Source organism: Streptomyces sp. NPDC001868, from assembly GCF_040297125.1.
Lineage (GTDB): Bacteria > Actinomycetota > Actinomycetes > Streptomycetales > Streptomycetaceae > Streptomyces.
In genome coordinates, this window is the sequence record NZ_JBEOYO010000104.1 from 1 (window position 1) to 11042 (window position 11042).

The window sequence follows — 11042 nt, forward strand, 5'->3', positions numbered from 1 at the left end:
GAAAAATAGTGGGACGGGTTGGGAATTCTGTCCTGATTCCAGTCGTTGTTTCCATCGGAAGCAGGGGGAACTGCGCGGCCAGCCCCCACCGGACCCGCGCTGTGAGGAACTACGCCGGGGTCTCCGCCCGCTCCGGCTCCGCCGGGGTCGCAGGCGTCTCCACCTCGTCCTTGCTGAACAGGCACACGAACGCGCACCCGGCGGCGATCAGCGCGGCGACGTACCAGTTCCCGCCGGGCACGTCCCAGGAGAGGGACAGGTCGAAGAGGATGCCGGCGAGGAGGGAGCCGATCATGTTGCCGGCGCTGCGGAAGAAGTGCATCGCCCCCATGGCCTTGGCGAGCCGGTCGGCGGGCACCTTGCGGGCGACCCAGATGTCGAAGGAGGGGACGAAGAGGATCTCACCGAGGACGACGGTGAGGCAGCCGACGACCACCCACACCGCGGAGCGCCCCGCACCGAACGCCGTGAACGCCACGACCATGCCCGCCAGCCCCAGCGCCATCACCGCGCCCGGCCGCAGATGCTTGATCAGGAACTTGAACAGCGGGTACTGCAGCACCAGCACGGTCAGCCCCGTGATCCAGAAGGGCGCCGACGGGGCCCACCCGGACACGTACTCCTCCATGTGCAGCGGAATACCGACCATGAAGCCGATCGAGAGGAACCAGAAGACGGCGGAGAGGAGGAAGTAGCGAGTGGCGCCACGGACCTCGATGCCCTTGAAGACGGCCGTGCTCAGCAGGGGCTTGTGCTCCTTGACGGCGGCGGGCGCCTCCCCGAAGCCGTCCCTCGGGATGAAAGCGGACGCGGCCAGGCAGAAGCCGATGAAGATCGCGAAGACGACCGAGAAGAGCGTGCGCAGGTCCACGTCCGCCAGCAGACCGCCCGCCAGCGCACCGCCGAAGAGACCCACCTGGGCCGACATCTGGAAGGTCGAGAAGGCCTTGGGGCGCTCGTCGTCCGGGTACGAGACCAGGATGTTCTTCAGGCCGGGGAAGGCCGTGCCGGAGCCGAGGCCGATGAAGAGGGCCAGCACGCTGTAGACGACGACTCCGCTGCCGAAGCCCATGAGGCCCAGGGCGACCGCCTCCGTCGCGGTGCCCGCGAACACCGCGCCCCGGATGCCGATCCGGGCCGCGACCCCCTCGTAGAAGAAGGTGGCGGCGAGACGGCCGACGTACGTCATGCACATCACGACGCCGGCCCAGAAGCCGCTGTCGGTGCCGCCGAGGGAGGCGACGAGGACGGGGAACCAGATGAAGTTCCCGATGTGGGCGAGGAAGATGCCGGCGTTCACGCCGATCAGCGCCCGCCTGCGTTCGATGGTCACGCGACCAGTCCCTTCGGGTCGGTCGGAGCGGCCCGGGTGGCGCGCAGGGCCGCGATCTCGCGGGCGAGCGCCGGGCGGTCGATCTCCGTGCCCCGGACGACCGTCGTGACGGGCAGTGCCGACAGCGGGCGGTCGGGGGCGGAGGCGTGCAGGAGGTTGTAGGTGGCGGGGGCGCCGACCCGCAGGGGGTGCGTGCCCGTCGGGTCGCCGGTCAGCTCGTCGAAGTAGCGGCGGCCGCCGACCGTGGCCTGGTGGCGCAGGGGGCCGTCCAGGGTGGTGTCGTCGCCGCGCAGCAGGTCCAGCTCACTGAGCAGGGAGTAGCCGTGGTAGGCGCCGGTGTTGCCCGAGTCGGTGCCGACGAGGAGGTCGCCGCGGTTCAGCGCGGCCAGGGCGTTGCGGCGCATGTCGGCGAGGGCGGCGGTGCGGGTCTCCTGGACGCCGTACTCGATGCCGTACGGCTTCTCGATGCCCCGGACGAAGTCGAGGTTGCGGACGTCCTGGGTCTCGGCGAAGCCCTCGCGGGCGTACTCGGTGAGGAACTCCTCCCCCGTCATGATCATGGGGCGGAGTCCGGCGAGGGTCGACACGAACCGGGCCCCCTCGAACTCCTTCCAGTCGATCGCGTCGAGGGTGCGGTCGCGCACGGTGTGGGCGAAGAGCCGGAAGCCGCACGCGTACGCCCAGCGGGTCTCCTGGAGGGTGTTGCAGTCGATGACCGCCGTGACACCGCGCTCGGCCGCGATGCGGGCGGTGAAGCGCAGGACGTGTTCCGACAGACGGGAGAAGCGGACCGGGCTGCCCGGCTGTTCCGTGCCGTCCGTGAACATCACCTTCAGGAAGGTGCCGCCGCGTTCGGCATTGGCGCGCAGGGCGTGGTCGAGGTCGGACTCGACGGCGAGCATGTGGACCGGCGCCGGGAACTCGACGCCGTGTCCGGTGCGGCCCGCCGTGTCGGTCGTCGCCGTCACCGCGTAGCCGCAGTGCGCGATCTCCGGGTACGGCCACGGGGAGGCCTCCCGGCCGGCCGCCCAGGCGTCGGCGGCCAGCGGGAAACCGAACATGTCCACGACGTGGGTGACCCCGTGGTAGAGGTACTGGAGGGCCACGATCCGGGGGTCCTCGACCGTGTCGTCCCAGTTGGCGGGGAGCGCGACATGGGCGTGGGTCTCGGTGTAGCCGGGCCACAGCTCGTGCTCGCCGCCCTGCCGGGGGCCGGTGGGCGTGAACGCGGTGAAGACGCCGTTCTCCGTCGTGACGTCGTAGAGCGCCTCGGGGTCGAGGGCGGGGACCGCCACCCCCCACAGCTGCTGCCCGCCGCTCGGCGGGGCGGGGGTCATCGGGCCACCTCGACCTTCAGCCGCAGGTCGATGGCGTCCAGGGCCTCCTCGTTGCGCTTGTTGACCTCGTCGCGGTCGGCGCCGGTGAAGATGATGTGGCCGATCCAGTCGAAGTTGCTCTTGGAGAGACGGCTGACCTCGACGCCGGGCTTCTTGTAGGCGAGGGCGCTGTGGAAGCCGGGGAGGTCGGTGAGGCCGTCGAAGCCGATGGACTCGACCGTGCCGGCGACCGGGGAGCCGAACCAGTGGCCGCCCGCGATCGTCTCGCCCGGGAAGGGCAGTTCGGGGCGCTCGCCGAGGGCCTGGCGGATGACCTCCAGGTAGGCGTCGACGCCGGAGCTGATCTGCATCAGGCTCGGCACGATGCCGCCGATGAGCCGGCCGTTGACCTCGCAGAGCACCGGGCCGTCCGGGCCGAGCAGGAACTCGGTGTGGATGAAGCCGAAGTCGACGCCCAGTTCGTTCAGGACCTTCGTGGTCATCGCGAACAGCTCGTCCTGGAGCGGGTGTCCGGTGAAGTAGGTGGCGCCCATCTCGATGAAGTGCGGGAAGCCGCTGAGCGGACGGTCGGTCAGCCCGAGGTTGACGATCTCGCCCTCGCCGAGCACGCAGGACTCCACCGAGATCAGCTCACCGGTGACGAACTCCTCGATCAGGATGTCCGGGATGCGGACGACGCCGCGCCCGTAGTCGACGACCTCGGCCAGCTCGGCGAGGTAGGCCGTGAGGTCGTCCTCGTCCTTGAGGTGCAGGACGTGCAGGCTGGCGGTGCCGTCGGACGGCTTCACCACGCACGGGAAGCCGATCTCGCGGACGGCCGCCTCGACCTTCGTCGGGTCGGAGACATGCGCGAAGCGCGGCTGCCGGATGCCCCTGCCGTCCAGCGTGAGGCGGGTGAGGTGCTTGTGGCGGGCGTTGCGGGCGCCGTCGACGCTCATCCCGGGCAGGCCCAGCGCCTCGGCGACGGCCGCGGTGTGGACGGTGTGGTACTCGCTGTACGTGGTCACCCCGTGCACCGGGCGCTCGGCGTGCACCTCGCGGGCCAGCGCCGTCAGCTCCTCGATGGAGAAGGCCTTCTCGCTCTTGATGACATGGCAGTTGGGGTGCGCGTAGGCGGCCTCGGTGAGCGGGGAGACGGCGAGGTAGAAGCCGGGGTCGACCGAGACGAGGGTGACGTCGTGGCCGAGGTCGAGCGCGTTGGCGATACCGGCCATGCCGTTCGGGTTGCATTCGATCATGAGGATGTGCATGGGGACTCCTTGAATTCGCTTGTGGGTGCGGTGAGTTCGTGGGGTGGGCGGGCTGCGGACGGTTATGTCGTCGAGGCTCGGCGCGGCGGACGGCTATGTCGTCGCCGCGCGGCCCAGTGCGTCCAGTACGGCGGGAAGGTCCAGGCCCAGCGCGGCCATGACCTCCTCGTGGTCGCCGCCCTGCGAGGGCCAGCTCCGGTCGGCGCTCACGGACGTGACCCGGCAGGCTGGCAGCAGCAGCGCGAGCGCCTCCGCGATGCCGCCCTGGCCCCGGTGCTCCTCGACCACCACGAACCGGGAGTGGTGGCGGGCGAGTTCGGCCGCGGCGGGGGTGAGGTTCTCGTGGTCGAGATACACGAGGTGCGCGTGGGCGGTGCCGGGCACGGCCCGCCGGGCGGCCAGGGCGAGCCGGGTGCCCTCCTCGCCGACGGAGACGAGGCAGACGGCGGCGGGGTCGGTGGCCTTGAACTCCCAGTTGACGAGAGGGAGTTCGTCACCCGGCACCGGCAGGGAGTCGTACTTCGCGTTGCGTCCCGTGCGGATGTAGTGCGGGCGCCCGGAGCGGACCGCCTCCCGGACGACCGCGCGCATCTCGGCGTCGCCGTACGGGGCCGCGATGGTCACGCCCGGCACGCCGCGCAGGATCGCCAGGTCCTCCAGGCAGTGGTGGGTGGTCCCGAACCAGGCGCCGGAGACACCGGCGTACGGCGCGACGACCGTGACCCCGGCGGCCAGATAGCCGAGGGTCAGCTTCAGGCTCTCGGCGGCGCGCAGCGCGGCGAACGGGGCGAAGGTGCTGACGAACGGCTTGTGCCCGCCCGCCGCGAGCCCGGCCGCCATGTCCACCATGGCCCCCTCGGCGATCCCGAGGTTGAGGAAACGCTCCGGGTGGGCGGCCTGGAAGGGGTGTCCCTTGCCGCCCAGGTCCGCCTCCAGGCAGACGATCGTGTCGTCCGAGGCGGCGAGCCGGGTCAGCTCGTCCCGGTAGGCGTCACGGCCGGAGAGGGTCACCGGTCGCTGGTCGGTGAGGGGCGCGGGGCCCGCCGGGGCGGGCCGGCGCTCGTCGGTGAGACTCATCGGATCGCTCGCTTCCACTTGGCGGCGCGCGCCTCGTCGATGGTCACGTAGTGGCTCGCGGCCTTGCCCTCGACGGCTCGTACGCCCTTGCCCTTGACGGTGTCGGCGAGGACCGCGAGGGGGCGGCGGGCGGTCGAGCGGTCCTCGGCCAGCGCCTCGGTCAGGGCCGCCAGGTCGTGGCCGTCCACCTCCGTGACGTCGAAGCCGAACGCCGCGAACCGCTCGGCGAGCCGGGGCAGCGGCGAGATGTCGGCGACCATGCCGTCGTTCTGGCCGCCGTTGCGGTCGACCACGAGGACGAAGTTGCCCAACTCCTGTGCTGCGGCGACCTGGCAGGTCTCCCAGACCAGGCCCTCCTGCAGCTCGCCGTCCCCGGCGACCGCGACACCGAGCCCGTGCCGCCCCCGCAGCCGCTGCGAGAGCGCCCAGCCGGCGGCGTACGGGACGCCGTGGCCGAGGCTGCCGGTGGGGAAGCGGACGCCGGGCACCTTGGGGCCGGGATGACCGGTGTAGGGGTGGCCGGCGAGGCCGTACAGCGGGGCCGGGTTCTCCGGCAGGACACCGCTGACGTGCAGGGCCGCGTAGAGCCCGGCGGCGGCGTGGCCCTTGCTGAGGACGACCTCCGTGCCGCCGCCGGCGGCGGCGCGGTGCAACGCGGCGATCAGGATGTCGAGGACGGAGAGGCTGCCGCCGAGGTGGCAGCCGCGCGGGCTCGCCGCCATGTCGACCACCAGCCGGCGGGCGCGGACGGCCCGTTCGGCGAGGGTGGCCACCAGGTCGGCCGGGGCGACCGGGCCGGCCGGGTCGTCGTCCCCGAGCCGGGGCTCTTCGAGTACGGCCGTGGTCATCGCCGGCTCCCCTCGGGCAGGGCGAACCACCGGTGGACGGCGTCGGCGAGCAGGGAGCGGGCGGTGCGGTACTCCATGGGGTCGATGCGTTCCTCGTCGGTGTGGTCGAGCGCGGAGTCGCCGGGCCCGTACGCCACCATCGGGACGTCGTGCCAGGTGGTGGCCAGCGTGTTCATGTCGGACGTGCCCTTCTTCACCACGAAGCGGGGCCTGATCCCGGCCTGGGCGAAGGCCCGGGTGAAGACCTTGACCAGGGCACTGGAGCGGCCACCGGCGTGCCCGGGGGTGGCCCGTAGCACCTCGACGCGCACGTCCTCGCGGACCTGGCCGAGCGCGGCGGCCGTGAGCGCGGCGACCTCCGCCTTGGGCGGCACCCGGAAGTTGAGGATCCCGGTGGCGGTGGAGCGCTCCCGTCCGTTCTCCACGCGGATGTCGATGACCGCGCTGAGCGCGTCCGGCGCCTCGGCGAGCACCGCCGTCCGGATCCGGCCGAGGACGTCGATCAGGTGGTCCGGCGCGGACACCGCGTCCATCCCGGCGGAGTGGCCGCTGGGCACGGAGGCGGTCACCCGGAGCTTGAACAGCCCGAAGTAGCCGAGGGTCAGGGTCCCCGAGCCGCTGGGCTCGCCGATGACGACGGCGTCGGCCGGGTACCGGTCACGGACGTGGAAGGCGCCCTTGGAGGACGAGATCTCCTCCTCGACCGCGCCGACCACACGCAGGTGGCCGTCCTCGGGGATGTCCGCGTGGGCGAGCACCTCAAGGAAGTTGGCGAGGCTGCCCTTGGCGTCCACGCTGCCGCGCGCCCACAGTTCGCCGTCGCGCCACTCGGCCGGCCAGTGGTGCGGGACCGTGTCGAGATGGCCGAGGAGCAGCAGCCGCCGGGGACCGTCGCCGCGCGTGGCGACGAGGTTGCCCGCCTCGTCGACATGGGCGTCGATGCCCCGCTCCCGGCACCATTCGGCCAGGTAGGAGGCGAGTTCGGCCTCGTCCCGCGACACGGACGGCACACAGGAGATCCGGGTGAGCAGCCCGAGATCGGCCGCCGGCTCCTTCGTACGCCAGAACCGGGTCCAGCCGGACGGCTCGCTCATCGTGTGCGGACCGGTGATGGCGACATCGGCGCCGCTGTCCTTCATGGCGATCTCGGCGGCCCGTACCTTCTGCCGCATCCTGCCGCCCGCGTACTTCGCGCCCTCGCCCGGATAGGCGTCGTACAGCGTCGAATCGGGGACGGCCGGGTCGGTCAGCAGTCCGGCGGTGCCTGTGACCAGCCGCAGATGGTCGGCGCCGAGCGCGCCGGTCAGGACGGCGGCGAGGACGTCGGCGTCCACGTTCAGCGGGGCACCGCCGGCCGGGTCGGCGACCGGCGGCGACAGACAGACCACGTCGTACGCCTCGAGGAGCGCGGTCAGTCCGTCGACGTCGACCTCGGTGGGCACACCGGCCCGGTGGTCGCGTACGACGAGGGTGCGCCCCTCGCCGGACACCGCCTTCAGCGGCCGGTTGGCCCGGCCGGTCACGAGTCCGCCGCGCGCGGCGACGGAGGTGAACACACTCAGCCCGAGCGCCCGCAGCTCCCGCTCCACGGCGGGCAGGGTCACCCGCTCGTAGGCGTCGACCAGATGGGTCATCTCGTCCGGCGGGCAGTACCGCACCGAGTCCCCGTTGGCCAGGCGCAGGTGGGGCATCGGGCGCCCGATCGCCGCGTAGTGCCGCTCGATCCCGGTGGCCCCGCCCGCGACGAGCAGCACGCGGGCGCCCCGGGCCACCAGGTCCGCGAGCTCCTTGTGGATGGCGCCGCGGTCGAGGGTGGCGCTGCCGGCCTTGACGACGTAGAGGGGGCGGGTGGACCTGCTGCCGGGCCGGGCTGTCTCGCGTGCTGTCGGGGCCGGGGCCACGGCCGCCGCGACCGGCCGTTCCAGTTGCGTCGTCATGGCGACACCGCCGTGGTGGGCAGGCCGGCCGTCTCCGGGAAGCCGCTGATCAGGTTCATCGCCTGGACGGCCTGTCCCGCCGCGCCCTTGATGAGGTTGTCGAGGGCGGCGACGGCGACGACCTGGCCGCCCTGGACCGCGATGGCGACCTCGGCGACGTTCGAGCCGACGACCGCCTTGAGCATCGGGAAGTCCTGCGGAGCCCTGGGCGCCGGGCGGACCCGGACGAACGGCTTGCCGACATACGCCTTGGCGTAGGCCCGCTTGACGTCCAACGAGGTGACGCCGTCCCGGAGTTCGGCGTACGCGGTGACCAAAATGCCCCGGGCCACGTCCAGGCTGTGGGTGGAGAAGCGGAGGTCCACGGCCGCGCCGGTGAAGTCGGCGATGGCCTGCCGGACCTCGGGCGCGTGCCGGTGCCCGTACAGCTTGTGCACCCGGAAGTTGCCGGTGCGCTCGGCGGGCGGCTCGTTGCCACCGCGTCCGCCGCCGGTGGAGCCGGTCTTGGCGTCGACGACGACCTTGTCGGCCGCGAGGGGCTCGGCGCCGGCGAACAGCGGGTACAGGGCGTAGATCGTGGTGACGGCCATGCAGCCGGGCAGGTTCACGAACCGTCCGTCCGGCACCTCGGTGCTCAACTCCGGTACGTAGTACGCGAAGTCCTCCAGCGGCGGATGCTCGGCGGTCCTCGGGTAGTGCGTGCGCACCTCGTCCTCGGCCCGCAGCCGGAAGTCGCCGCCCAGGTTCAGCACCCGCTTGGCCTGCGAGGCGATCAGCGGCAGCCGCTCGGGCAGCGCGCCGGTGGGCAGACAGCCGAAGGCGACGTCGACGGGGTCGATCTCCGCCAGCTCGGCCAGCGGCCGGAACTTCAGCCCGCCCGCCTTCGGATGGTTGCGCAGCCACGGGTGCACACTGCCGATGGCGGCACCGGCGGCCCGCTCGGCGGACAGGAAGGCGAGTTCGACGTGCGGGTGCTCAAGGAGCAGCCGGATGACCTCGCCACCGGTGTATCCGCTGGCACCGATGACGGCGACGCGGATCGTGTCGTGCGGGCGTGCGGTGTCGTGCGTACGGCCGGTGTCTTGGGCGCGGCCGATGTCGTGTGTGCGTCCGATGTCAGCCAAGGCGGGCCGCCTTCTCGTACGGCCGCACGTAGTCGCGCTCCTCGACGAGCTTGCGGACGGCGTCGGGGCGGCGGGCGACCTTGCGGAAGGCGTCGGCGTAGCGCAGGATCCGCTCGTACTCGACCGGGGAGCGCAGCTCGCGGCAGAGCACGAGGGTGGAGTCGAGCATGCCGAGGGTGACCGGGAAGTCCTCCGGCCGGTGGTCGCGCACGGCGCCCGGGTTGAGGCTGAACGGATAGCCGTTCCCGAACCCGTCCCGGTGCTGGAAGGGCAGATGGCACGGGATGGGCGTGTTCTGCCACTCGCGCGCCGGCACCCCCTCCGCGACCAGCAGCTCGTGCACGGCCTCCTTGACGGCGTACACGGGCAGATCGCCGAGGCCGACAGCCTCGGGGTGCAGACCGATCCGGTACATGTTGTACGCGTGGACGTGCCCGTCCGGCACGTGCGGCGGTGTGAACAGCCCGGTCTCGTGGAGGGCCTCGCCGAGCAGCACGGCGTTGCGGGCCCGGATCTCGTCGTAGTACGGCAGCCGCTTGAGCTGGCTGCTGCCGAAGGCGGCGGCGACCCAGGACATGCCGTAGTCGATGCCGTGCCGCCGGAGATACCCGGCGGCCCTCTCGTACGCCTCCTCGGTCGCGAAGAAGGCGACACCGCCCTCCCCGCCCAGCGGGAAGTTCTTGTCGGCCATCAGGCTCTGCCCGGCCGCGTCCCCGAGCGACCCGGCGACGCGGTCGCCGATCTTCGCGGAGTGGGCGTGGGAGGCGTCCTCGACGAGGGCGATGCCGTGCCGGTCGGCGAGGGCGCGCAGCGCGGGAACGTCGGCGGGCAGCCCGTGCACATGGACCGGCATGAGCGCCCGGGTCCGCTCGGTGATCGCGGCCGCCGCGGCGGCCGGGTCCATGCAGTACGTGACCGGGTCGACATCGACGAACACGGGGATCGCGTGGGCGGCGACGACGGCCTGCGCGGTGGCGATGAACGTGAACGCCGGCACGACGACCTCGTCACCGGGCCGCACCCCGGCGCCCACGAGCGCCATGTGCAGACTGGACGTACCGCTGGCCGTGGGCAGCGCGAACTTCGCGCCCACGTACGCCCGGTAGGCCTCGGCGAAGTCGGCGACGACCTTCTCGGGCGTCTGCCGCTGGGCGAGCATCAGGTTGAAGACGTCTTCCTTGGTGATGACGGGGAAGAGCGTGCGGCGCATGGCCCTGGGGATGATCTCCCCTCCACCCAGGGCGGCGAGTTCGTCGTCGAGGTCCGCCGGATTCGGCAGCGGCAGCGGCGAGTTCGGAAAGTCGGTGATCATGACTGGTTCGCTCCGGAGGTCACGGCGGGGCGCTGCTGTGTCGCCTGGGTCTGTGCCGCCTGGGTCAGGGCCATCCGCACACAGGCGGCGACCAGCGGGCTGAGCCGGTAGTTGAACTGCACGCCGGGTACGAGGTCGGCGTCGGCCTCCTCCTGCGTCCACATCGTGCGCAGGTCGTAGGCGCCGAAGATCTTGAGCCGTTCGGCGCGGGCCCAGAGCTTCGGGTCGTCGGTGAGCACGGCGGCGGCCGGGCCGAAGCCGAGGCCCGTCAGGTCGACGACCAGCGCCGGCGCGGTGGCCCCCGCGGCCAGCTCGCCGAGCCGGTCGGCGTTCGCCGGGTCCAGCGCGAGACAGTCGTACGCGGCCGGTCCGTCGTACGTCGTGACGTGCACGCCCAGCCAGGCCAGGAACGCGGCGGTCTCCGCGTCCGGCTCCGCCAGGGCGATGGCGTCCCCGTGGCCGATCCCCTGACCGGCCAGCGCGGCGTGGATCGCCCCGGTACGGCTGTTGAGCAGCACGGCTTTGCTCCGCCGCGTCTTCTTCGTCAGCAGCCGTTCCAGACCGGGCAGCTCCCGGTCACTCTTCTCGATGCTCATCACCACACCCGAGGTGAGAACACGGGTGAGCACGGTGGCGGTGTCGAACAGTTCCATACGCTGCGGGACCTCTTTCCGTGGAGGTGGGGATGGGTTGGTTGGGTGCGGTGTCGGTGCGGCCCGGTGGGGCTTCTCGCGCAGTTCCCCGCGCCCCTGGAGGGCCTACGGCCCTCGCGGGCCTGAAAAGCACGGGGCGCAGCCCCTGCTTTTCAGGGGCGCGGGGAACTG

Annotated in this window: 9 protein-coding genes; all 9 read right to left on the reverse strand. The window is 72.1% G+C overall.

Annotated elements, in window-relative coordinates; all coding sequences use genetic code 11:
* Positions 1-109: 109 nt before the first annotated feature.
* Complete coding sequence (locus ABT147_RS46185) at positions 110-1333, reverse strand: MFS transporter (RefSeq protein ID WP_351418341.1); 1224 nt, start codon at positions 1331-1333, stop codon at positions 110-112.
* Entirely contained in the window at positions 1330-2670 is a 1341-nt protein-coding gene (locus ABT147_RS46190) for an amidohydrolase family protein (RefSeq protein WP_351418343.1), read from the reverse strand. Before ABT147_RS46190 ends, ABT147_RS46185 begins: the two co-directional genes overlap by 4 nt.
* The gene (locus tag ABT147_RS46195; RefSeq protein ID WP_351418346.1) at positions 2667-3920 is read right to left on the reverse strand and encodes an ATP-grasp domain-containing protein; all 1254 of its coding nucleotides are present in this window, start codon (positions 3918-3920) and stop codon (positions 2667-2669) included. Before ABT147_RS46195 ends, ABT147_RS46190 begins: the two co-directional genes overlap by 4 nt.
* A gap of 93 nt (positions 3921-4013) precedes the next feature.
* On the reverse strand, positions 4014-4997 hold the full coding sequence (locus tag ABT147_RS46200) for a transketolase family protein (protein ID WP_351418348.1): 984 nt from the start codon (positions 4995-4997) through the stop codon (positions 4014-4016).
* Positions 4994-5845 (reverse strand): thiamine pyrophosphate-binding protein, encoded by an 852-nt coding sequence (locus ABT147_RS46205; RefSeq protein WP_351418350.1) that lies wholly within the window; start codon positions 5843-5845, stop codon positions 4994-4996. The genes ABT147_RS46200 and ABT147_RS46205 overlap by 4 nt, the downstream gene beginning before the upstream one ends.
* Positions 5842-7782 carry a M20/M25/M40 family metallo-hydrolase gene (locus ABT147_RS46210; protein ID WP_351418353.1) on the reverse strand — a complete coding sequence of 647 codons (1941 nt, stop codon included), beginning with the start codon at positions 7780-7782 and terminating at the stop codon, positions 5842-5844. The genes ABT147_RS46205 and ABT147_RS46210 overlap by 4 nt, the downstream gene beginning before the upstream one ends.
* Positions 7779-8906, reverse strand: a complete 1128-nt coding sequence (gene argC, locus ABT147_RS46215) for an N-acetyl-gamma-glutamyl-phosphate reductase (RefSeq protein WP_351418355.1) — start codon at positions 8904-8906, stop codon at positions 7779-7781. Before argC ends, ABT147_RS46210 begins: the two co-directional genes overlap by 4 nt.
* Entirely contained in the window at positions 8899-10218 is a 1320-nt protein-coding gene (locus ABT147_RS46220) for a DegT/DnrJ/EryC1/StrS aminotransferase family protein (protein ID WP_351418357.1), read from the reverse strand. The genes argC and ABT147_RS46220 overlap by 8 nt, the downstream gene beginning before the upstream one ends.
* The gene (locus tag ABT147_RS46225) at positions 10215-10871 is read right to left on the reverse strand and encodes a DegT/DnrJ/EryC1/StrS family aminotransferase (RefSeq protein WP_351418360.1); all 657 of its coding nucleotides are present in this window, start codon (positions 10869-10871) and stop codon (positions 10215-10217) included. The genes ABT147_RS46220 and ABT147_RS46225 overlap by 4 nt, the downstream gene beginning before the upstream one ends.
* Positions 10872-11042: the final 171 nt, after the last annotated feature.